This window comes from Streptomyces sp. YIM 121038, from assembly GCF_006088715.1.
Taxonomy (GTDB): Bacteria; Actinomycetota; Actinomycetes; order Streptomycetales; family Streptomycetaceae; genus Streptomyces.
In genome coordinates, this window is the sequence record NZ_CP030771.1 from 3,713,546 (window position 1) to 3,735,113 (window position 21,568).

Annotated in this window: 18 protein-coding genes; 13 read left to right on the forward strand and 5 right to left on the reverse strand. The window is 73.4% G+C overall.

The features are described from left to right. Positions 1–41: 41 nt before the first annotated feature. Together C9F11_RS15430 and C9F11_RS15435 are read left to right on the forward strand one after the other, a co-directional pair. Positions 42–1,571 carry a PucR family transcriptional regulator gene (locus C9F11_RS15430; RefSeq protein WP_249401747.1) on the forward strand — a complete coding sequence of 510 codons (1,530 nt, stop codon included), beginning with the start codon at positions 42–44 and terminating at the stop codon, positions 1,569–1,571. An 80-nt stretch (positions 1,572–1,651) separates the two neighbouring features. Beyond that, positions 1,652–2,437: a phosphatase gene (locus C9F11_RS15435; protein ID WP_138959846.1), complete on the forward strand. Its 786-nt coding sequence runs from the start codon at positions 1,652–1,654 to the stop codon at positions 2,435–2,437. A 9-nt stretch (positions 2,438–2,446) separates the two neighbouring features. Here the strand turns inward: C9F11_RS15435 and C9F11_RS15440 are convergent, their stop codons facing one another. The 3 genes from C9F11_RS15440 to C9F11_RS15450 form a co-directional block, all read right to left on the reverse strand. Continuing rightward, positions 2,447–3,385, reverse strand: coding sequence for an acyl-CoA thioesterase II (locus tag C9F11_RS15440; protein WP_138959847.1), 939 nt, complete (start codon positions 3,383–3,385; stop codon positions 2,447–2,449). Between the two features lie 8 nt (positions 3,386–3,393). After that, positions 3,394–4,551 (reverse strand): acyl-CoA dehydrogenase family protein, encoded by a 1,158-nt coding sequence (locus C9F11_RS15445; protein ID WP_138959848.1) that lies wholly within the window; start codon positions 4,549–4,551, stop codon positions 3,394–3,396. Between the two features lie 171 nt (positions 4,552–4,722). Next, a complete protein-coding gene (locus C9F11_RS15450; RefSeq protein ID WP_138959849.1) occupies positions 4,723–5,346 on the reverse strand; it encodes a TetR/AcrR family transcriptional regulator in 624 nt (207 codons plus the stop codon). Positions 5,347–5,429: 83 nt separating this feature from the next. Here C9F11_RS15450 and C9F11_RS15455 point away from each other — a divergent pair, with 83 nt between their 5' ends. From C9F11_RS15455 to C9F11_RS15490, 7 genes are all read left to right on the forward strand, one after another. Further along, positions 5,430–7,046 (forward strand): carboxyl transferase domain-containing protein, encoded by a 1,617-nt coding sequence (locus C9F11_RS15455; RefSeq protein WP_138959850.1) that lies wholly within the window; start codon positions 5,430–5,432, stop codon positions 7,044–7,046. Positions 7,047–7,066: 20 nt separating this feature from the next. Next, positions 7,067–9,106 carry a biotin carboxylase N-terminal domain-containing protein gene (locus C9F11_RS15460; protein WP_138959851.1) on the forward strand — a complete coding sequence of 680 codons (2,040 nt, stop codon included), beginning with the start codon at positions 7,067–7,069 and terminating at the stop codon, positions 9,104–9,106. Then, positions 9,103–10,062: a hydroxymethylglutaryl-CoA lyase gene (locus C9F11_RS15465; protein ID WP_249401748.1), complete on the forward strand. Its 960-nt coding sequence runs from the start codon at positions 9,103–9,105 to the stop codon at positions 10,060–10,062. The genes C9F11_RS15460 and C9F11_RS15465 overlap by 4 nt, the downstream gene beginning before the upstream one ends. Positions 10,063–10,067: 5 nt before the next feature. After that, a complete protein-coding gene (locus C9F11_RS15470; protein ID WP_138959852.1) occupies positions 10,068–11,228 on the forward strand; it encodes an acyl-CoA dehydrogenase family protein in 1,161 nt (386 codons plus the stop codon). A gap of 116 nt (positions 11,229–11,344) precedes the next feature. Beyond that, positions 11,345–12,385 carry an ABC transporter substrate-binding protein gene (locus C9F11_RS15475; RefSeq protein WP_138959853.1) on the forward strand — a complete coding sequence of 347 codons (1,041 nt, stop codon included), beginning with the start codon at positions 11,345–11,347 and terminating at the stop codon, positions 12,383–12,385. 289 nt (positions 12,386–12,674) lie between these two features. After that, complete coding sequence (locus tag C9F11_RS15485; RefSeq protein WP_138959854.1) at positions 12,675–14,117, forward strand: pyridoxal-dependent decarboxylase; 1,443 nt, start codon at positions 12,675–12,677, stop codon at positions 14,115–14,117. A 30-nt stretch (positions 14,118–14,147) separates the two neighbouring features. Next, complete coding sequence (locus tag C9F11_RS15490) at positions 14,148–14,744, forward strand: GNAT family N-acetyltransferase (protein WP_138959855.1); 597 nt, start codon at positions 14,148–14,150, stop codon at positions 14,742–14,744. Between the two features lie 104 nt (positions 14,745–14,848). Here the strand turns inward: C9F11_RS15490 and C9F11_RS15495 are convergent, their stop codons facing one another. Then, a complete protein-coding gene (locus C9F11_RS15495; protein WP_249401749.1) occupies positions 14,849–16,480 on the reverse strand; it encodes a beta-N-acetylhexosaminidase in 1,632 nt (543 codons plus the stop codon). A 125-nt stretch (positions 16,481–16,605) separates the two neighbouring features. Between C9F11_RS15495 and C9F11_RS15500 the strand changes: the two genes are divergently transcribed. The 3 genes from C9F11_RS15500 (at position 16,606) to glmS (ending at position 19,740) form a co-directional block, all read left to right on the forward strand. Then, a complete protein-coding gene (locus C9F11_RS15500) occupies positions 16,606–17,514 on the forward strand; it encodes a DUF4429 domain-containing protein (protein WP_138959857.1) in 909 nt (302 codons plus the stop codon). 121 nt (positions 17,515–17,635) lie between these two features. Continuing rightward, positions 17,636–17,893, forward strand: coding sequence for a hypothetical protein (locus tag C9F11_RS15505; protein WP_138959858.1), 258 nt, complete (start codon positions 17,636–17,638; stop codon positions 17,891–17,893). Between the two features lie 29 nt (positions 17,894–17,922). Continuing rightward, on the forward strand, positions 17,923–19,740 hold the full coding sequence (gene glmS, locus C9F11_RS15510) for a glutamine--fructose-6-phosphate transaminase (isomerizing) (RefSeq protein WP_138959859.1): 1,818 nt from the start codon (positions 17,923–17,925) through the stop codon (positions 19,738–19,740). A gap of 306 nt (positions 19,741–20,046) precedes the next feature. Here the strand turns inward: glmS and C9F11_RS15515 are convergent, their stop codons facing one another. After that, positions 20,047–20,571, reverse strand: a complete 525-nt coding sequence (locus C9F11_RS15515) for a universal stress protein (protein WP_030681921.1) — start codon at positions 20,569–20,571, stop codon at positions 20,047–20,049. A 644-nt stretch (positions 20,572–21,215) separates the two neighbouring features. Between C9F11_RS15515 and C9F11_RS15520 the strand changes: the two genes are divergently transcribed. Further along, the gene (locus C9F11_RS15520; RefSeq protein ID WP_138966529.1) at positions 21,216–21,527 is read left to right on the forward strand and encodes a hypothetical protein; all 312 of its coding nucleotides are present in this window, start codon (positions 21,216–21,218) and stop codon (positions 21,525–21,527) included. Positions 21,528–21,568 lie beyond the last annotated feature (41 nt).

A 21,568-nucleotide genomic window follows, 5' to 3' on the forward strand; every position in this document is an offset into this window, starting at 1 on the left:
TTCCTCTACTTTCACCGGCCTTGATGGAGGGATCATCCACCATGGCGGAATCCAGCCCGCCCCCGTCGGCCCCACCTCCGACGCCCCCCTCCCCGTCGGCCCCGCGGCCCCCGGCCCCGCCCACCCCGCCCGTCCCGCTGGCCGCCCTGCTCGCGCGCGAAGGCCTCGGCCTGCGCCAGATCGCGGGCCCGGACGCGGCGGCCGCCGACATCCACTGGGTGCACACCTCGGAGATGGCCGACCCCTACCCGTACCTCCTGGGCGGCGAGCTGCTCCTGACCGCCGGGGTGCACGTGCCGGACGCGGCGGCCGCCGGGCCGCTCCTCGACACGTACGTGTCCCGCATCGTGGCGGCGGGCGGCGCGGCCCTCGGCTTCGGCGTCGCCCCCGTGCACGACACCGTGCCGCGCGCGCTGGTGGAGGCCTGCGACCGCCACGGCCTGCCGCTGCTCGAAGTGCCGCCGCAGACGACGTTCAGCGGGGTCGCGCGGGCCGTGTGGCAGCTGATGGCGGAGGCCAGGCACACCGAGCTGCGCCGCGTCGCCCAGGCCCAGCAGGGCCTCGCGGCGGCCGCCGCCCGGCCCGACCCGGTGCCCGCGCTGCTGCGGCAGCTGGCCACGCGCCTCGACGGGTACGCGGTCCTGCACACCGCCGACGGCACGCCCGCCCAGAGCGCGGGCACCCCGCCGGACGCGGCGGCCCTGGCCGCCCTCGACCGGCTCGCCGGGGTCGTGCTGCACCCGGCCGAACCCCGCCCTGCCCCCGCCTCCGGCACGGACACCGTCGGCGCCACCCACCTCGCCGCGTACGCGCTCGCCGGGCCGCAGGGCCTGGCCCTCGGCGTCGCGACGCCGCGCCGCGAGCCGGGCGACCACACCGTCGCCCAGGTCGCCGCCGTCCTGCTCGCCCTGCTCACCGCGCCCCACCAGGGCGCCACCGAGTCCGCGCGCTCCGCGGCCCTGGTCCGGCTGCTGCTCGGCGCGGGCCCGGACGAGGTGGCGCCCCTGCTCGGCGCCGACCGCTGGACCGTGGTCCACGCGCGGGTGCAGCGCGGCTCCGGCACGCCGGCGCCCACCCCCGCGGCCCTGGCCACGGCGCTCGGCAGCACCCTCGTGGACCCCGCGGCCGAGGCCACCACGCTGCTGCTGCCCGCCGACCGCGAGGTCACCGCGCAGCGCGGCTGGACCCTCGGGGTGTCCGCGCCCGCCGCCGCCGGGGCCCTCGCCGCCGCCGACGCGCAGGCCGCGCGGGCCGTGCGCAGGGCCGAGGCGACCCGCGTCCCGCTGGTGCGGCACCGGGAGACGGGTCTGGCCGCCCTGGTCGTGCCCGCCGAGGCCGACGCCCACGCGCGCGTGCTGCTCGCTCCGCTCGGCGGCAGCGCGGCCCTCACCGAGACGCTGCGCACCTGGCTCTCCCTGCACGGCAGTTGGGACCGCACGGCGAGCGCCCTGTCCGTGCACCGCAACACCGTGCGCCAGCGCGTCGCCCGCTGCGCCGCCCTGCTGGACGCCGACCTGGACGACCCGGACGTACGCATGGAGCTGTGGTTCGCCTTGAACCGCCCCGTCTGACGAGCCCCGAAGGGGCGCGGGGCCGCACCACTCCGCGGCTCCGCCGCATGGGTGCGAGGGGCCGACGGCACAATGGACCCATGCCGACACCGACCCGCGCAGCGCTCGTAGACCACCTCGTCCGCACCCGCATAGCGGGCGACGTGGCCACGCCCCGCGAGAACAACCTCGACCACTACCGCAAGCTCGCGAACGGCGACCGTCACTACTGGCTCGGCCTGGAGCTCGACGACCGCTGGAGCGACGAGCAGGACGTGCTCGCGGTGATGGCCGAGCGCTGCGGCGTGATCGACGACCCGCTGCACCGCCAGGGCCAGGACACCATCGACCCGGAGCTGACGGTCGACGCCCTGGAGCGGATGGCGGGCCGGCTGCGCAAGGCCGCCGGTGCCAAGGAGCGCGTCCTGTTCGCGACCGGCCACCCCGGCGGCCTGCTCGACGTGCACCGGGCGACGGCGGCCGCGCTGCGCGCGGCGGGCTGCGAGGTCGTCGTCATCCCCGACGGCCTGACGGCGGACGAGGGCTTCGTCTTCCAGTTCGCGGACGTGGCGGTCCTGGAGCGCGGCGCGACGCTGTGGCACACGCACTCGCCGGAGCCGATGAACGCGGTCCTCGACGGCCTCCTGCGCGCCGAGCGCCCCCTGCCGGACCTGGTCGTCGCTGACCACGGCTGGGCGGGCCGCGCGGGCCAGCGCGGCATCGACGCCGTCGGCTACGCGGACTGCAACGACCCGGCCCTGTTCATCGCGGAGGCCGAGGGCACGCTCCAGGTGACGGTCCCCCTGGACGACCACGTGACGAGCCCGCGCTTCTACGACCCGATGACGGCCTACCTGCTCGACGCGGCGGGCCTGCCGCAGGCCTGAGCGGGCCCGCTAGGGCCTCGGCACCCGGACGACGCCCTCCTGGATGACGGTGACGGCGAGCCTGCCGTCCCGGGTCCAGATGCGGCCCTGGCCGAGGCCCCTGCCGCCGCCCGCCGACGGGGACTCCTGGTCGTACAGGAGCCACTCGTCCGCCCGGAAGGGCCGGTGGAACCACATCGCGTGGTCCAGCGACGCGCCCACGACGTCCCCGACGGCCCAGCCGCCGCGCCCGTGCGCGAGCAGCACCGAGTCGAGCAGCGTCATGTCGGACACGTAGGTGGCCAGGCACAGGTGGAGCAGCGACCCCGCGTGCTCCCCCTCCAGCTTGCCGTTCGTGCGGAACCAGACCTGGGAGCGCGGCTCCCGGGGGCGTCCCACCGTGCCCCACGGCGGCAGGTCCGCGTACCGCAGGTCGACGGCGGCGCGTGCCTCGACCAGCCGCCGGGCGACGTCCGGCGGCAGGTGCAGCGGCAGCGCGTCGGCGGCCGTGGGCAGCGTCTCCGGGTCGGGCGCCGCGGGCATCCCCACCTGGTGTTCGAGCCCCTCCTCGTACGCCTGGAACGACGCCGACAGATGGAAGATCGGCTGGCCGTGCTGCACGGCGACGACGCGGCGCGTGGTGAAGGAGCGCCCGTCGCGGATGCGGTCGACGGTGTAGACGATGGGCGCGCCGGGGTCGCCGGGGCGCAGGAAGTAGGCGTGCAGGGAGTGGGCAGTGGGGCCTCCCCTGCTCGAGCGAAGCCGAGAGCTTGGGGAACTGTCGTCCGGTACGGTGCGGCCCGCCGCGACCAGGGCCTGGGCCGCGACCTGCCCGCCGAAGACGCGCGGCACCAGGGCGGAGCGGCTCACCCCGCGGAAGATGTCCTGCTCGACCCGCTCCAGGTCGAGCAGGGCGAGCAGGTCGGCCAGGGGGCCGCGAGCGCCGTTGGCCCCGTTCTCCTCGCTCATGGGCGGGGTTACAGACCCATCGACTTCGCGATGATCATCTTCATGACCTCGCTGGTGCCGCCGTAGATGCGGTTGACGCGGTTGTCGGCGTACAGGCGGGCGATCGGGTACTCGTTCATGAAGCCGTAGCCGCCGTGGAGCTGGAGGCAGCGGTCGATGACGCGGTGCGCGACCTCGGTGCAGAAGAGCTTCGCGGACGCGGCCTCGGCCGGGGTCAGCTCGCCCGCGTCCAGGGCTTCGAGGGCGCGGTCGGCGACGGCCTCGGCGGCGTCCACCTCGGCCTGGCAGGCGGCCAGCTCGAACTTGGTGTTCTGGAAGGAGGCGACGGACTTGCCGAAGACCGTGCGCTCCTGGACGTACTCCTTGGCGAACCGGACGGCGGCCTTGGCCTGCGCGTAGGCACCGAAGGCGATGCCCCAGCGCTCGGACGCCAGGTTGTGGCCGAGGTAGGCGAAGCCCTTGTTCTCCTCGCCGAGCAGGTCCTCGACGGGCACCTCGACGTCGACGAAGGCCAGCTCGGCCGTGTCGGAGACCTTCAGGCCGAGCTTGTCGAGCTTGCGGCCCACCGAGTAGCCCGCGGCCTTGGTGTCCACCGCGAAGAGGGAGATGCCGAAGCGGCGGTCGTCCTCGCGCGGGGCCGCGGTGCGGGCGCAGACGATCACGCGGTCGGCGTGCACGCCGCCGGTGATGAAGGTCTTGGCGCCGTTGAGGACGTAGTGCGTGCCGTCCGCGGAGAGCTTGGCCGTGGTCTTCATGCCCGCGACGTCGGAGCCGGTGCCCGGCTCGGTCATGGCGAGCGCCCACATCTCCTCGCCGGAGACGAACTTGGGCAGGAAGCGCTTCTTCTGCTCGTCGGTGGCGAGCATCTGGATGTACGGCAGGCCGAGGAGCACGTGCACGCCGGAGCCGCCGAAGGAGACGCCCGCGCGGGCCGTCTCCTCGTACATGACGGCCTCGAACTTGTGCGAGTCGATGCCCGCGCCGCCGAACTCCTCCTCGACGCGGATGCCGAAGACGCCGAGCTCGGCGAGCTTGTAGTAGAAGTCGCGGGGCGCCTGGCCCGCCGCGTACCAGTCGTCGTACACCGGCACGACCTCGGCCTCGATGAAGGCCCGGACGGTCTCCCGGAATGCCTCGTGGTCCTCGTTGAAGACGGTACGCCGCACGACTGAGCTCCCTGGGTCACGGATCCGGCCAAGCGCCGTTGGCTAAGCGCTTGCTCAGGTCGAGGTTACCCATGGGTTTCCGTGACCGTCCAGAGCGAAAGCCGTAACCGGCGGGTGAGCGCGGGCCGTCGCGGCCTTCGGCCTTTCTCGTCCTCAAACTCCCCCAAGCTCTTAAGGAGCAGGGAGGTGCCCCCTCGACGGGCTTGATACCCCCGCCGCCGCCAGCGCCCCGCGGGCCAGCCTGTGCAGCAGGTCCGCCATCGCCTCGCGGTCGGGCAGGGAGCCCGGTCTGCCCAGGTGCGGGGTCGAGTTCAGCAGGCCGAAGACCGCGTGCACGGACGCGCGCGCCTCCACCTCGGCGAGCCCCGGATACACCTCCCGGACGGTGGCCACCCACAGCTCCACGTACTGCCGCTGGAGCTGGCGCACCATCTTGCGGTCGCTGTCCCGCAGGCGGTCCAGCTCGCGGTCGTGGAGAGTGATGAGCGGGCGGTCGTCCAGGGCGAAGTCGATGTGGCCCTCGATGAGCGAGTCCAGGGCGGCGACGGGCGAGCCCGCGGCCTCCGCGGACCGGCGCTTGCCCCCGGTGAGCAGCCGTTCGCTGATGCCGACGAGCAGCTCGGCGAGCATCGCGTCCTTGCCCGGGAAGTGGCGGTACAGACCGGGGCCGCTGATGCCGACGGCGGCTCCTATCTCGTCCACGCCGACCCCGTGGAAACCGCGCTCGGCGAAGAGCCGGGCGGCCTCCTTGAGGATCTGCTCGCGGCGGGTGGGGGCGTCGGTCCTGGTGGCCATGGAAACGATTCTAGACAGGGCCGTTAGCGGTCGTTAACCTGAAGTCCTGACGTTAACGCTCACTAACCCGGGGAGCACAGCGGATGCAACAGGCACCGGTCCTCACGAGCGCGGCGGACCCCGCGTCGGACGCCTGGCGGGCGAACGAGTCGGCGCACGCCGCGCTGGTGGCCGAGCTGCGCGGCAAGCTCGCCGCCGCCCGGCTCGGCGGCGGCGAGCGCGCCCGGCAGCGGCACGTGGCGCGCGGCAAGCTGCTGCCGCGCGACCGCGTCGACGCGCTGCTCGACGCGGGCTCGCCGTTCCTGGAGCTGGCCCCGCTCGCGGCGGACGGGATGTACGGCGGCGACGCCCCGGCGGCCGGCGTCATCGCGGGCATCGGCAGGGTCAGCGGCCGCGACTGCGTGATCGTGGCCAACGACGCCACCGTCAAGGGCGGCACGTACTACCCGATGACGGTCAAGAAGCACCTGCGGGCCCAGGAGATCGCCCTGGAGAACCGCCTGCCGTGTCTGTACCTGGTGGACTCCGGCGGCGCCTTCCTGCCCATGCAGGACGAGGTGTTCCCCGACCGCGAGCACTTCGGGCGGATCTTCTACAACCAGGCCCGGATGTCCGGCGCGGGCATCCCGCAGATCGCGGCGGTCCTCGGCTCCTGCACCGCCGGCGGGGCGTACGTCCCGGCGATGAGCGACGAGGCCGTCATCGTCCGCGGCCAGGGCACGATCTTCCTGGGCGGCCCGCCCCTGGTGAAGGCGGCCACCGGCGAGGTCGTCACGGCCGAGGAGCTCGGCGGCGGCGAGGTCCACTCCCGCGTCTCCGGCGTCACCGACCACCTCGCGGAGGACGACCCGCACGCACTGCGCATCGTGCGCACCATCGTCTCCACGCTCCCCGCGCGCGGGGAGCTGCCCTGGGAGGTGCGGCCCGTCGAGGAGCCGAAGGTCGACCCCCTCGGTCTGTACGGCGCGGTGCCGGTGGACTCCCGCACCCCGTACGACGTGCGCGAGGTCATCGCGCGCGTGGTCGACGGCTCCCGCTTCGCCGAGTTCAAGGCGGAGTACGGCCAGACGCTCGTCACCGGCTTCGCACACATCCACGGCCACCCGGTGGGGATCGTCGCCAACAACGGCATCCTGTTCTCGGAGTCCGCCCAGAAGGGCGCCCACTTCATCGAGCTGTGCGACCAGCGCGGCATCCCGCTGGTGTTCCTCCAGAACATCTCCGGCTTCATGGTCGGCAAGGACTACGAGGCGGGCGGCATCGCCAAGCACGGCGCCAAGATGGTCACCGCCGTGGCCTGCGCCCGCGTGCCCAAGCTGACCGTGGTGGTCGGCGGTTCGTACGGAGCGGGCAACTACTCCATGTGCGGCCGGGCCTACTCGCCCCGCTTCCTGTGGATGTGGCCGAACGCCAAGATCTCCGTGATGGGTGGCGAGCAGGCCGCTTCGGTGCTCGCCACCGTCAAGCGCGACCAGCTCGAAGCGCGCGGCGAGCCGTGGTCGCAGGAGGACGAGGAGGCCTTCAAGGCCCCCGTCCGCGCGCAGTACGAACAGCAGGGCAGCGCCTACTACGCCACGGCACGCCTGTGGGACGACGGCGTCATCGACCCGCTGGAGACCCGCCAGGTGCTCGGCCTGGCCCTGACCGCGTGTGCCGGTGCGCCCCTGGGCGAACGCGGCTTCGGCGTCTTCCGGATGTGAGGGGCAGACACGGAATGAGCATGTTCGAGACAGTCCTCGTGGCCAACCGGGGCGAGATCGCCGTCCGCGTCATCCGCACGCTGCGCTCCCTCGGCGTCCGCTCGGTGGCCGTCTTCTCCGACGCGGACGCCGACGCCCGGCACGTGCGCGAGGCCGACACGGCCGTGCGCCTCGGCCCGGCGCCCGCGAGCGAGAGCTACCTCTCGGTGGAGCGCCTCCTCGCCGCGGCCGCCGCGTCCGGCGCCCGGGCGGTCCACCCCGGCTACGGCTTCCTCGCGGAGAACGCCGCCTTCGCGCAGGCCTGCGCGGACGCCGGGCTCGTCTTCATCGGGCCGCCCGCCGCGGCGATCGACCTGATGGGCGACAAGATCCGCGCCAAGGAGACCGTGCGCGCGGCCGGGGTCCCCGTGGTGCCCGGCTCCTCGGGCAGCGGCCTCACCGACGCCCAGCTCACCGCCGCCGCGCGGGAGATCGGCACCCCGGTCCTGCTCAAGCCGTCCGCGGGCGGCGGCGGCAAGGGCATGCGCCTGGTCCGCGACGCCGCGCTGCTCGGCGAGGAGATCGCCGCCGCGCGGCGCGAGGCGCGCGCCTCCTTCGGCGACGACACCCTGCTCGTCGAGCGCTGGGTCGACCGCCCCCGGCACATCGAGATCCAGGTCCTCGCCGACGCCCACGGCAACGTGGTGCACCTGGGCGAGCGCGAGTGCTCCCTCCAGCGCCGCCACCAGAAGATCATCGAGGAGGCGCCCAGCGTCCTGCTCGACGAGGAGACGCGCGCCGCGATGGGCGCCGCCGCCGTCGAGGCCGCGCGCTCCTGCGGCTACGTCGGCGCGGGCACGGTCGAGTTCATCGTGCCGGGCAGCGACCCGTCCTCGTACTACTTCATGGAGATGAACACCCGCCTCCAGGTGGAGCACCCGGTCACCGAGCTGATCACGGGGCTCGACCTGGTGGAGTGGCAGCTGCGGGTTGCGGCGGGCGAGCCGCTGCCCTTCGGGCAGGACGACATCACGCTGACCGGGCACGCGGTGGAGGCCCGCATCTGCGCCGAGGACCCGGCCCGCGGCTTCCTGCCGTCCGGCGGCACGGTCCTGCTGCTGCGCGAGCCCTCCGGCGACGGCGTGCGCACCGACTCCGGCCTCAGCGAGGGCACGGAGGTCGGCAGCCTGTACGACCCGATGCTGTCCAAGGTGATCGCGTACGGCCCCGACCGGGCGACGGCCCTGCGCAAGCTGCGCGCGGCGCTCGCGGACACGGTGATCCTGGGCGTGCCGACGAACGCGGGCTTCCTGCGGCGCTTGCTGGCCCACCCGGCGGTGCTGGCCGGGGAGCTGGACACGGGCCTGGTGGAGCGGGAGGCCGAGGGGCTTGTCGCCTCGGAGGTACCGGCTGAGGTGTACGAAGCCGCGGCGCTGGCACGTATCCCCCACCCCGCCCCTTCCCGAAACCGGGGCTCCGCCCCGGACCCCGCTCCTCAAGCGCCGGAGGGGCTGAATTCGTGGGTCGACCCCTTCTCCGTACCCAACGGGTGGCGCCTCGGCGGCGAAGCCGCGTGGACCGTGCACCACCTCCGGGTACCGGGACACGACCCGGTCGTCGTCCGCACCCGGCTCACCGCCGAAGGCGATGTCGAGGTCGACCATGGGGGGTCCAGGGGGCGCAGCCCCCTGGTTGCGGGAAGGGGCGGGCTTGGGGAGCCCCCGGCAGGGCCCCACCGCCACCACCGCGCCGGAACCTGGCTCGGCCGGGACGGCGACGCCTGGGAGGTCCGGGACCACGACCCGGTGGAGGCCGCGCTCACCGGCGCGACCCACGCGGGAGCGGACGCCCTGACCGCCCCGATGCCCGGCACCGTCACCGTCGTCAAGGTCGCCCCCGGCGACCGGGTGGCGGCGGGCCAGAGCCTGCTCGTCGTGGAGGCGATGAAGATGGAGCACGTCATCTCCGCGCCGCACGCGGGCACCGTCACCGAGCTCGACGTCGCCCCGGGCACCACGGTCGCCATGGACCAGGTCCTGGCCGTGGTGGTGCCCGACGAGACCGCCGAGGAGGCGTCGTGACCGCCCCCGGCCTGCCCATGGCCGTCCCCGCGCGGGGCCTGCCGGCCCGGGTCCGCATCCACGAGGTCGGCGCCCGCGACGGCCTGCAGAACGAGAAGGCGACGGTCCCCACCGAGGTCAAGGCGGAGTTCGTGCACCGCCTGGCCGACGCGGGCCTGACCACGATCGAGGCCACGAGCTTCGTGCACCCCCGGTGGGTGCCCCAACTGGCGGACGCCGAGCGGCTCTTCCCGCTGCTCGGCGACATCGAGGGCGTGCACCTGCCGGTCCTTGTCCCCAACGACCGCGGCCTGGACCGCGCGCTCGCCCTCGGCGCCCGCCGCGTCGCCGTGTTCGCCAGCGCCACCGAGTCCTTCGCCAAGGCCAACCTGAACCGCACGGTGGACGAGGCCCTGGCGATGTTCGAGCCGGTGGTGGCCCGCGCCAAGGCGGCACAGGACGCGCACGACCACGTCCACGTGCGCGGCTACCTCTCCATGTGCTTCGGCGACCCCTGGGAGGGCCCGGTCCCCGTCGCCCAGGTCGTCCGCGTCTGCAAGGCGCTCATGGACATGGGCTGTGACGAGCTGAGCCTCGGCGACACCATCGGCGTGGCCACGCCGGGCCACGTCCTGGCGCTGCTCGCCGCGCTCGACGAACAGGGCGTGCCGACGGACCGGATCGGCGTGCACTTCCACGACACGTACGGCCAGGCCCTCGCCAACACCCTCGCCGCGCTCCAGCACGGCGTGACCACCGTCGACGCCTCCGCGGGCGGCCTCGGCGGCTGCCCCTACGCCAAGAGCGCCACCGGGAACCTCGCCACCGAAGACCTCGTGTGGATGCTGCACGGCCTCGGCATCGAGACCGGGGTCGACCTCGGCCGCCTCACCGACACCAGCGTGTGGATGGCCACCCAGTTGGGCCGACCGAGCCCGTCCCGCACCGTGCGTGCCCTCTCCCACAAGGAGCCGTGATCTCCATGGACCACCGCCTCTCCCCAGAGCACGAGGAACTCCGGCGCACCGTCGAGGCGTTCGCGAACGACGTGGTCGCCCCGAAGATCGGCGACTACTACGAGCGGCACGAGTTCCCGTACGAGATCGTGCGCGAGATGGGCCGCATGGGCCTGTTCGGCCTGCCGTTCCCGGAGGAGTACGGCGGCATGGGCGGCGACTACCTGGCGCTCGGCATCGCCCTGGAGGAGCTGGCGCGGGTCGACTCCTCCGTCGCGATCACCCTGGAGGCGGGCGTCTCGCTGGGCGCGATGCCGCTGCACCTCTTCGGCACCGACGAGCAGAAGCGCACCTGGCTGCCGCGGCTGTGCTCGGGCGAGCTGCTCGGCGCGTTCGGGCTCACCGAGCCCGGCGCGGGCTCGGACGCGGGCGGCACCCGGACGACGGCGCGCCTGGACGAGGCCACCGGCGAATGGGTCGTCAACGGCACGAAGTGCTTCATCACCAACTCCGGCACCGACATCACGGGCCTGGTCACGGTCACGGCCGTCACCGGCCGCACCGACGCGGGCAAGCCGCTGATCTCCTCGATCATCGTGCCGTCCGGGACGCCGGGCTTCACGGTGGCGGCGCCGTACTCGAAGGTCGGCTGGAACGCGTCGGACACCCGGGAGCTGTCCTTCGCGGACGTGCGCGTGCCGAAGGCCAACCTCCTCGGCGAGCAGGGCCGCGGCTACGCCCAGTTCCTGCGCATCCTCGACGAGGGCCGCGTCGCCATCGCCGCGCTCGCGACGGGGCTCGCGCAGGGCTGTGTGGACCAGTCCGTGAAGTACGCCAAGGAGCGGCACACCTTCGGGCGGCCGATCGGCTCCAACCAGGCCATCCAGTTCAAGATCGCCGACATGGAGATGAAGGCCCACACCTCCCGCCTCGCCTGGCGCGACGCGGCGTCCCGGCTCGTCTCCGGGGAGCCCTTCAAGAAGGAGGCGGCCCTCGCCAAGCTCTACTCCTCGACGATCGCCGTCGACAACGCCCGCGAGGCCACCCAGATCCACGGGGGCTACGGCTTCATGAACGAGTACCCCGTGGCCCGCATGTGGCGGGACTCCAAGATCCTCGAAATCGGCGAGGGCACGAGCGAGGTCCAGCGCATGCTGATCGCCCGGGAACTGGGCCTGACGAGCTGACCCGCCCCGTGGCCGAGGTGGGGGCCCTGCCGGACAACAGGGAAGGTTAGGTTAACCTAAGCACGATTTCCGGCCAGGACCCCGTCAGGGGGTTCCCTACGAAAGCAGAGACCCCCATGTCCCGTCTCCCCCACCTCAGCCGCCGCGGCGTCCTCGCCGCGGGCGGTGCCCTCGGCCTCACCGCCGCCCTCGCCGCGTGCGGCGACGAGAAGGGCGGCAAGAGCAAGGGCGGCGGCGCCGGCAAGGACGGCGGGCCCTGGTCGTTCAAGGACGACCGCGGCGAGACGGCCAAGAAGGACTCCACGCCGAAGAACATCGTCGCGTTCACCGGTGTCGCCGCCGCGCTGTTCGACTACGGCATCGAGGTGAAGGGCGTCTTCGGCCCCACCAGGACCAAGGACGGCAAGGCGGACGTCCAGGCCGGCGACATGGACATCAGCAAGCTGACGATCCTCGGCAACGCGTGGGACCAGTTCAACATCGAGAAGTACGTGGGACTCCAGCCGGATGTCCTGATCTCGACCATGTTCGACGACAAGGGAACGCTCTGGTACGTCCCCGAGGCGTCCAAGGACAAGATCCTCAAGCTCGCCCCGAGCGTCGGCGTCTCGGTGTACGACCGCCAGATGACCAAGCCCCTGGAGCGGCTGCTCGCCCTCGCCGAGTCGCTCGGCGCGGACGTGAAGGCCGACAAGGTCGTCAAGGCGAAGAAGCGGTTCGAGGCGGCGGCGGAGCGGCTGCGCAAGGCCGCGAAGTCCCGCCCCGAGATCAAGGTCCTGGTGGGCTCCGCGAGCGCGGACGTCTTCTACGTCTCCGGCGCGAACCTCTCCGCCGACCTGGAGTACTTCAAGGCCCTCGGCGTGAACATCGTCGAGCCGCCGGCGCAGGCCCTGAAGGCGAGCGGCGGCTGGTTCGAGAACCTGTCCTGGGAGAACGTCGACACGTACAAGGCCGACGTCATCATGATGGACAACCGCACCTCCGCCCTCCAGCCGGACGGCCTGGCGGACCAGAAGCCCACCTGGGGCAAGCTGCCCGCGGTGAAGGCCGGGCAGGTCATCCCGCGCGTGACCGAGCCGATCTTCTCCTACGCCAAGTGCGCGCCGATCCTGGAGGACCTCGCCGAGGCGATCGAGAAGGCCAAGAAGGTCTCCTGACCCGACGCCCGCGCCGGGCCCGCACCCGGTCCGGACCCGCACCGGACCCGGACCCGCACCGGGCCCACCCCCGGACCCGGCCCCAGGCCGGGCGCCGCCCACCCAGAGCCGCCCCTCCGCCGCCGCGGAGAGGGCGGCTCCTGCGTACCCGCCGCCTCGCGGACCCCTCCCGCCCCCTTGATTTGAACTTAGGTTAGGCTAACCTTAGTTCAACGTCGCGCCCCGGATTCCTCCCCGCTGTGCCCTGCCCCGGGGCGCGACCCCAGTCCCCTCACCTGGAGGACCGTTCATGCGCTCGCACCTGCTCAACGCCACGACCACCGAGCGGTACCGCGCCTGCCTGACCGAGGGAGTCGAGCGCGTGGCCGCCGAAGTCGCCGCCGCCCCCCGGCCGTTCACCGGCACCCAGGCCGACGACCCGTCCCCCCGCGTCGCCGCCGTCGACCTCGACGCCCCGCTGCACGACACCGTGGCCGCCCTCGACGAACTCGACGCGCTGTATCTGCGCGACGCGGTCTCCTTCCACCACCCCCACCACCTCGCGGGCCACGAAGGGCCGGTCGTCATCCCGGCCGTCCTCGGCGAGGCCGTGCTGTCCGCCGTGAACGCCTCGCCCGACAGCCGGGACCGGTTCGCGGGCGCCGCCCTCATCGAGCGGCGCCTCGTCGACTGGACGGCCGAGCGCGTCGGGCTCGGCCCCGCCGCCGACGGCGTGTTCGCCTCCGACAGCGAGCAGGCCGGCCTCCAGGCGCTGCTGCTCGCCCGCGAGGAGGCCGGGGCGGACGACCCGCGCGCCCTGCGCGTGTTCACCTCCGCGGCGGCCCGCCCCGGCGTCCGCAGGGCGGCGCACCTCCTCGGCCTCGGCCCCGACGCCGTCGTCGCCGTCCCCGCCGACCGGGCCGGGCGCCTACAGGCCGTGGCGCTGGTCCGCGAGCTGGAGCGCTGCGCCCGCGAGGGCCTGGTCCCGATGGCCGTCGTCGCGACGGCGGGCACCGCGGACTTCGGCTCCGTCGACCCGCTGCCGCAGCTCGCCGAGGTGTGCGCGCGGCACGGCGCCTGGCTGCACGTGGACGTCGCGCACGGCGGCGGGGCGCTCCTCTCGCGCACCCGGCGCCACCTCCTCGACGGCATCGAGCGCGCCGACTCCGTGGCGGTCGACTTCCACGCGTCCTTCTTCCAGCCCGCCGACTGCGCCGCGCTCCTCGTCCGCGACGCGGCGGCCCTGCGGCACGCGGCGGACCCCGCGGACCGCCTCGACCCGCGCCGCGCCGCCTGGGAACGCGCCCCCGGCCGGGCCGGGACGCCCCCGCGCGGCACCCGCCGCTTCGACGCCCTCAAACTCTGGCTGACGCTGCGCGTCATGGGCGCGGACGCCGTCGGCGACCTCTTCGACGAGGTCTGCGCGACCGCCGCCCGCGGCTTCGACCTCATCGCCGCAGACCCGCGCTTCGACGTCGTGGCCGAGCCCGATCTCGCCACCCTCGTCTTCCGCTACATCCCGGCCGCGATCTGCTCCCCCGCCGACATCGACCGCGCCAACCTGTACGCCCGCAAGGCCCTCTTCGCCTCCGGCGCGGCCGTGGTCGCGGGCACCAGGGCGGGCGAGCGCCAGTACCTGAAGCTCGTCCTGCGCGACCCCGGGACCACGGCCGCCGACCTGACCGCCGTGCTCGACCTGATCGCGGGCCACGCCGAGCAGTACCTGGGAGAGAGCCTTGACCGCGCCAGCTGACCCCCGCGAGCCGCGCCAGGAGTCCGCCGTATGAGCCCCTTCGGAACCCTCACCCTGCGTCCGCTCGACCCCTTCACGGACGCCCAGGTCATCCACCCCTGGGTGACGCACCCCCGGTCCGTCTTCTGGCCGATGTGGGGCGCGCGCCTCCACGAGGTGGAGCGCGCGTACATGCACGTCGCGGCCGAGGAGCACCACGACGCGTTCCTCGGTCTGCGCGACGGCGAGCCCGCGTTCCTGGTGGAGCGCCACGACCCGCGCCACGCCGGACCCGCCGGACCCGCCGAACCCGTCGGCCTCTACGAGCCCGAACCCGGCGACGTCGGCCTGCACTTCCTGGTCGCCCCGGACGCGGACCGCGACCCCGGCTTCGGCCAGGCGGCGCTCACCACCGTCCTGGAGCACCTCTTCGCCGACCCCCGGACGGTACGGGTCGTCGTCGAGGCCGACGCCGCCGACCACCGCGCGCGGGAGCTCCACGAGGTCGCGGGCTTCGTCGCGGCGTACGAGGTGCAGCGGCCGGAGCAGCACAGCGTGCTCAGCCTCTGCACCCGCGAGCGGTTCGAGGCGGCCGCCGTCCGCCGGGCCGTGGCCGCCCGCCCCGCCCTGACGGCGGCGCGCCCCTGAGACCGGACGGGGTTGCGGAGTACGGTCCTCCGCAACCCCGTCCCCGTACGCGGCGCCTCCGGCATACGCGGCGCCTCCGGTCGCACTCCGTCGTACGCGGCCGGTCAGCGCCCGGGCCAGGGCACCTGCGGCGACCGGAAGTAGCCGATGCCCAGGGCGTCCCAGCGCGGCGCCTGCTCCGCGAGCCGCGCCCGGTACGGCTCCCAGCCGTGCCGCGCGGCGGGCGACCAGCCGAGCTCGGCGATGCCGGGCAGGCGCGGGAACGCCATGTGGTCGAGGTGCGCGGTCGTCGACAGGGTCTCCGTCCACAGCGGCGCCTCGACGCCGAGGATCGCGTCGGCCGGAGCGCCCGGCAGATAACTGCCCGGATCCCAGTCGTAGGCCCGCCGCACGTCCACGTATCCGGCCCACTTCAGGCCGAGCGGGGTGTCCTTGTCGTACTTGTGGTCGAGGTAGGAGCGGTCGGCGGGCGAGAGCACCAGGCCGGTGCCGTTGCGCGCCGCGTTCACGACCCGGTCGCGCTCGGCCTGGCCGGTGCGGTCGTAGCCCCAGTACTGCGCGACGGCGCCCGGCGCGGGCGTCGCCTCGGTGAGCTGGTGCCAGGCGAGCACGGTCTTGCCGTACTTGGCGACGATCGGCTGCACCCGGTTCATGAACGTCACGAAGTCCTCGTGGCTGGTGGAGTGCGCCTCGTCGCCCCCGATGTGGAGGTAGCGGCCCGGGGTGAGCGCGGCGAGCTCGCGGAGCACGTCGTCCACGAAGTCGTACGTGAGGTCCTTGTGCACGCACAGCGAGCTGAAGCCGACCTCCGTGCCCGTGTACAGGGGCGGGGCCACGCCGTCGCAGTTCAGCTCCGCGTAGGAGGCGAGCGCCGCGTTGGTGTGGCTCGGCATGTCGATCTCGGGGGTCACTTCGAGGCCCCGCGAGGCCGCGTAGGAGACGATCTCCCGGTACTGCTCCTTGGTGTAGTGGCCGCCGGGGCCGCCGCCGACCTGGGTGGAGCCGCCGTACTCCGCCAGGCGCGGCCAGGAGTCGACGGCGATGCGCCAGCCCTGGTCGTCACTCAGGTGCAGGTGCAGCGTGTTCATCTTGTAGAGGGCCAACTGGTCGACGAACCGCTTGACTTGGCCGACGGGGAAGAAGTGGCGGGACACGTCGAGCATGGCCCCGCGGTAGGCGTAGCGCGGGGCGTCCTCGATGGTGCCGCCCGCGATCCGCCAGGGGCCGCGCTGCGGGGAGGTCCTCTCGACGGCGGCGGGCAGCTGCTGGCGCAGCGTCTGGACGCCGTGGAAGAGGCCCGCGCCGGACCAGGAGGTGAGGGTGAGGGAGCGGCGCTCGGAGATCAGCCGGTAGCCCTCGCGGCCGAGGGCCTTGTTGTCGGAGTTGCCGAGGTCCGCGTGCCCGGCGCCGACGCTCAGCCGGATGCCGTCGCGCCCCGGGCGGTCGGTGACGGGCAGGCGGAAGCCGGTGGCGGGGCGGAGCAGCCGGGCGAGGTACTCGCCGACGCGGCGCTCCTCGGGGTGGTCGCCGACCCGGATCCGGGTCTCGGCGGTGATCTCGTAACCGGGCCCGTACGCCTCGGCCTTCAGGGGCGCGGGGATGATCCGGCCGAGCGGAGTGGGCGCGGGAGCCGGACGGCGTTCGCCGTCCGGCGCGACCGCCGCGGTCGACAGGCCGGCGGCGGCGATGAGGAGCAGAGAGCCGATGACACGTGTCGGTCGGTGGTCCTTTCTCACCAGCGGGTCCCTTCGACAGGCAACGCGGATGTGATGCGGTCGAACCGTCACCATCCGTACCGCGCACCCCAGATCGGGTCAAGGTGTAGACCACCTGACCAGGGTCGCGGTGCGAGAATCCCTCCATGGCGGAAATCATCCAGCGGGACGGGACCTGGACCTTCGACGGAGTGACGCTGCGGCTCGTGCCGGGGCGCGACAAGGGCGTCTCGCTGCTGCGCAAGACCCTGGGCGAACTCACGCTGCCCCTCCAGGCCTTGGCGGGCGTCGCCTTCGAACAGGGCAAGAAGAGCGGGCGGCTCCGGCTGCGCCTGCGCGACGGCGCGGACCCGCTGCTCCAGGCGACCGCGGGCAAGCTCGCCGACGCCTCCGACCCGTACCAGCTCGCGGTGGAGCCCGACCGGTACGGCGTCGCCGAGTACGTGGTCGACGAGCTGCGCAACGCCCTGCTGCTTGAACAGGTCCCGGCCGCGGGCTGTGACGCCTATCTGCTGTCGGGGCCGTCCGTGCCGCTCCAGGTCTCCGCGGGCGACGCCACCGTGGGCTTCGACGGGGAGCAGGTCCGGCTCGAGTGGAACTGGAAGACGGAGGAGGCCAAGGCCGCCGCGGGCACCCGTACGATCGCGCTCGCCGATGTCGCCGCCGTGGAGTGGCAGCCCGCGATAGGCCTGGAGAACGGCTACCTCCGCTTCACCGTGCGGAACGCGCCCACGAAGGCCCCGCCGAAGTACGACCCGAACTCGGTGGAGCTGTGGGGCTTCAAGAAGGACCCGCTGATGGCGCTCGTCGCGGCGGCCGTGCAGGCCCGGCTCCCGCACCCGGCACGTCCCGCGGCCCCGGCCCCCGCTCCGGCCCCGGAGCAGCTCGCGCCGGCCACCGCGCCCGCCCTCGCGCCCACGCCCGCGCCCCCGGCCGAGGACGACCACGACGCGCTGCTGCGGCGGCTGCGCGAGCTGGGCGAGCTGCACCGGAGCGGCATCCTCACGGACGAGGAGTTCACGGCGGCCAAGCAGGCGGTCCTGAAGCGGATGTGACGCGGGGGGGCGCCCCGGCGAAGCAGCGGCGCACCCCGTCTTCCGCCAGCAATCGAGCGAATCCTGCCCGATTCCGGGCAGGATTCTTGCGCAAGGACCCTGCGTAATCCAGGATCGACGGGTGCACGAAGACCTTGTCGATCACCTGACGCGCTCCACCCAGCTCCAGCGCGGCGAAGCGCTCCGGGTGGTCCAGGACGTGCTCGCGTACTTCGACGAGACGACCGAGGCGTACGTCCGCCGCCGCCACCGCGAACTCCAGGGTCAGGGCCTGGTGAACGCGGAGATCTTCGAGCGGATCGCGGCGGACCTGCGCTACCGCGCCGTGGCCCCGCCCGAGCTCTCGCTCAGGCAGCTGCGCCGCATCGTCTACGGCTAGACCATCCCCACCACACCCAAGGGACCCTTATGTGCGGAATCGTCGGATACATCGGCAAGCGTGACGTCGCCCCGCTCCTCCTGGAGGGACTCCAGCGCCTGGAGTACCGCGGTTACGACTCCGCGGGCGTCGTCATCACCGGCCCCAAGGCCACCGGCCTGAAGATGGTCAAGGCCAAGGGCCGCGTGCGCGACCTGGAGGCCCGTGTCCCCAAGCGCTTCACCGGCACCACCGGCATCGCCCACACCCGCTGGGCCACGCACGGCGCCCCCTCCGACGAGAACGCCCACCCCCACCTCGACGGCGCGAACAAGGTCGCCGTCGTCCACAACGGCATCATCGACAACGCCACCGAGCTGCGCGCCAAGCTGCTCGCCGACGGCGTGGAGTTCCGCTCCGAGACCGACACCGAGGTGATCACCCACCTCATCGCGCGCTCGCAGGCCGAGACCCTGGAGGAGCGGGTCCGCGAGGCCCTGCGCCACATCGAGGGCACCTACGGCATCGCCGTCCTGCACGCCGACTTCAACGACCGCATCGTCGTCGCCCGCAACGGCTCGCCCGTCGTCCTCGGCATCGGCGAGAAGGAGATGTTCGTCGCCTCGGACGTCGCCGCGCTCGTCTCCCACACCCGCCAGGTCGTCACCCTCGACGACGGCGAGATGGCCACCCTCAAGGCCGACGACTACCGCACGTACACCACCGAGGGCTCCAGCACCCAGGCCTCGCCGACCACCGTGGAGTGGGAGGCCGAGTCGTACGACATGGGCGGCCACGACACGTACATGCACAAGGAGATCTTCGAGCAGGCCGACGCCGTGGACCGCGTCCTGCGCGGCCGCATCGACGACCGCTTCTCCACCGTGCACCTCGGCGGCCTGAACCTGGACGCCCACGACGCCCGCAAGGTCCGGCGCGTGAAGATCCTCGGCTGCGGCACCTCGTACCACGCGGGCATGATCGGCGCCCAGATGATCGAGGAGCTGGCCCGCATCCCCGCCGACGCCGAGCCCGCCTCCGAGTTCCGCTACCGCAACGCGGTCGTCGACCCCGACACCCTGTACGTGGCCGTCTCCCAGTCCGGTGAGACGTACGACGTGCTGGCGGCCGTGCAGGAGCTCAAGCGCAAGGGCGCCCGCGTCTTCGGCATCGTCAACGTGGTCGGCTCCGCGATCGCCCGCGAGGCGGACGCGGGCGTGTACGTGCACGCGGGCCCCGAGGTCTGCGTCGTCTCCACCAAGTGCTTCACCAACACCACCGTCGCCTTCGCGCTGCTCGCCCTGCACCTGGGCCGCATCCGGGACCTGTCGGTCGCCGACGGCAAGCGGATCATCGCGGGCCTGCGGCAGCTGCCCGCGCAGATCGAGCAGATGCTGGCGCGCGAGGACGAGATCCAGAAGCTTGCGCAGGAGTTCGCCGAGGCCAAGTCGATGCTGTTCATCGGCCGGGTGCGCGGCTACCCGGTGGCCCGCGAGGCCTCCCTCAAGCTCAAGGAGGTCTCCTACATCCACGCCGAGGCCTACCCCGCGTCCGAGCTGAAGCACGGCCCGCTCGCCCTGATCGAGCCCGCCCTGCCGACGGTCGCGATCGTGCCCGACGACGACCTCCTGGAGAAGAACCGGGCGGCCCTGGAGGAGATCAAGGCCCGCAGCGGCAGGATCCTCGCGGTCGCCCACCAGGAGCAGGAGAAGGCCGACCACACCATCGTCGTCCCGAAGAACGAGGACGAGCTGGACCCGATCCTCATGGGCATCCCGCTCCAGCTCCTCGCCTACCACACGGCCCTGGCGCTCGGCCGGGACATCGACAAGCCGCGCAACCTGGCGAAGTCCGTCACCGTCGAGTAGGCGCCGCACGAGTGAGTGGCCCCCCGCGCGTGCCACCAAGCACACGGGGGGCCACTCCTTCAGGAACCGGGGTCGCCCATTACCCCGGCCCGTGCCTGCCTCAGCCGGTGGCCGTCACCCCCCGGCCGGCAGGGCGCCGGGGGTCCGCGGGAGGCCGCGGTGGGAAGTCGCTGTGCTGCGGCGCCCCGGCGACCGGTATGTACCCTTCACAAGGGCACGAACCACCTCTACGCGCGAGTAGATTTATGCGCCGCGGTACGGGAGTTGACGCCGCGACACCCTCGTCCCACCTGGGACGGAGGGACGTTACGGAATGACGACGACGGGCCGTTGCGCACGGCGCGCGAGACGGCCCGCGACGGAGCCGAAGATGCGCCCCACGATGCCGTGCGTCGAGCCGACGACGATGGCGTCCGCGGAGTACTCCCGGCCGACCTCTTCGAGCTCGTGGCAGATGTCGCCACCGCGCTCGACGAGGATCCAGGGCACTTCCGACAGATAGTCCGCGCAGGCCAGTTCCAGACCGAGGACCTCGGTGCGGTGGTCGGGGACGTCGACGAAGACCGGTGGCTCACAGCCCGCCCAGACGGTGGTGGGCAGTCGGTTCGCGACGTGGACGATGATCAGGCCGGAGCCGGAGCGGTGCGCCATGCCGATCGCGTAGGCGAGGGCCCGCTCGCTGGACGTCGAGCCGTCGAAGCCGACGACGACGCCGTGCCGGAAGGCCGGATCGCAGGAGTGACGTGGTTCTTCCGCCGCTTGGGGGGTCGTCGTCGGATCGGCGACCTGCCGCTTGCGGTCCGCGGGTTCGGAGAATTCGTGACCGGCCATCGGTGTCTCGGCGAAGGAGTCCTCTGTGGGAGGGTCGGCTCTGTCCAGGTGCTGCGGCGCCCGTGGTGCGGCGCCGTGGATCGGGTCGTGCGCGGATTCCCGGGTGGAGTACGGGGAGCGGGTCGAGCGCGGATCGGTGCGGGTCGGGCCCTGCGGCCTTCGGCGGACACGGGCCGTCACCGGACGCGTGTCCGGGAATCATCTTCCCAACCCCTTACCCCCAAGGGTACGGCGACACTCCTCTCCTGCCCAGGTCCCGGCCGGGGGTCTCCCGGGCCGCGACGGCGGCTGACGCCGCCCGCCCGGGGCCTCGGTGCGGCCTCCGCACGGCCTCGCGGCGTTCACCGGAGCATGCATGAGCGGGGCCCGGATGGCAATGGCAGCTGCCCCGTACAGGCGGTTTGCGCCCGGTTCGCGCGCACTGGCCCCTTCCGGCCAGTGACCGGCCGCATGGCCACGCGTTGAACCCGTGAAACCACTCTTTCGGAGACATCCCCAGGAACAGACACCACGTGCGAAACCACCGCCGCAGGGAGTACGCCGTGCCAGGACCGATCACCGCCGCCCCCGTCGCCGCACCGACCACCCGCCGCCGCGCCGCCGAGGGGGCGCACGAGCGCCGGGGCCCCGGGGCCGCCGGACCCCTGGGCGCCGAGGCCCCGGGGACGGTCCCGCAGGAGTCGGCGAGCGACGTGGTGCGCTGGGCCGCGTTCTCCTGTGTCCTCGTCCCGGTCGTGCTCGTCGGGTACGGGACCTCGCTGGCCGGGGCCGCCGGATCGGCCCTCGGACTCGCGGCCGTCACCGGGGTGTGCCGGGTGCTGCTGAGGCAGTCCGAGCGGGGGGCCGAGCGGGCCCGCGTCGCGCGGCGCCCCGCCACCGCCGGGCGCCGGACGGGAGCGGCTCCGGGGGCGCGCCGGGGCGGACGGCACGCGGGGCCGAACGCGCCGGTGGACTGACCGATTCCGGCGCACTCCCCCATACGTTTTCAGCCAACTTC

Bases quoted from the DNA above. Each gene is read 5' to 3' on its own strand.
- C9F11_RS15435 (WP_138959846.1), top strand. From the start codon at position 1,652: ATGCCGACACCGACCCGCGCAGCGCTCGTAGACCACCTCGTCCGCACC.
- C9F11_RS15475 (WP_138959853.1), top strand. From the start codon at position 11,345: ATGTCCCGTCTCCCCCACCTCAGCCGCCGCGGCGTCCTCGCCGCGGGC.
- C9F11_RS15500 (WP_138959857.1), top strand. From the start codon at position 16,606: ATGGCGGAAATCATCCAGCGGGACGGGACCTGGACCTTCGACGGAGTG.
- C9F11_RS15455 (WP_138959850.1), top strand. From the start codon at position 5,430: ATGCAACAGGCACCGGTCCTCACGAGCGCGGCGGACCCCGCGTCGGAC.
- C9F11_RS15485 (WP_138959854.1), top strand. From the start codon at position 12,675: ATGCGCTCGCACCTGCTCAACGCCACGACCACCGAGCGGTACCGCGCC.
- C9F11_RS15490 (WP_138959855.1), top strand. From the start codon at position 14,148: ATGAGCCCCTTCGGAACCCTCACCCTGCGTCCGCTCGACCCCTTCACG.
- C9F11_RS15440 (WP_138959847.1), bottom strand. From the start codon at position 3,385: ATGAGCGAGGAGAACGGGGCCAACGGCGCTCGCGGCCCCCTGGCCGAC.
- C9F11_RS15515 (WP_030681921.1), bottom strand. From the start codon at position 20,571: ATGGCCGGTCACGAATTCTCCGAACCCGCGGACCGCAAGCGGCAGGTC.
- C9F11_RS15470 (WP_138959852.1), top strand. From the start codon at position 10,068: ATGGACCACCGCCTCTCCCCAGAGCACGAGGAACTCCGGCGCACCGTC.
- C9F11_RS15430 (WP_249401747.1), top strand. From the start codon at position 42: ATGGCGGAATCCAGCCCGCCCCCGTCGGCCCCACCTCCGACGCCCCCC.
- C9F11_RS15460 (WP_138959851.1), top strand. From the start codon at position 7,067: ATGTTCGAGACAGTCCTCGTGGCCAACCGGGGCGAGATCGCCGTCCGC.
- glmS (WP_138959859.1), top strand. From the start codon at position 17,923: ATGTGCGGAATCGTCGGATACATCGGCAAGCGTGACGTCGCCCCGCTC.
- C9F11_RS15450 (WP_138959849.1), bottom strand. From the start codon at position 5,346: ATGGCCACCAGGACCGACGCCCCCACCCGCCGCGAGCAGATCCTCAAG.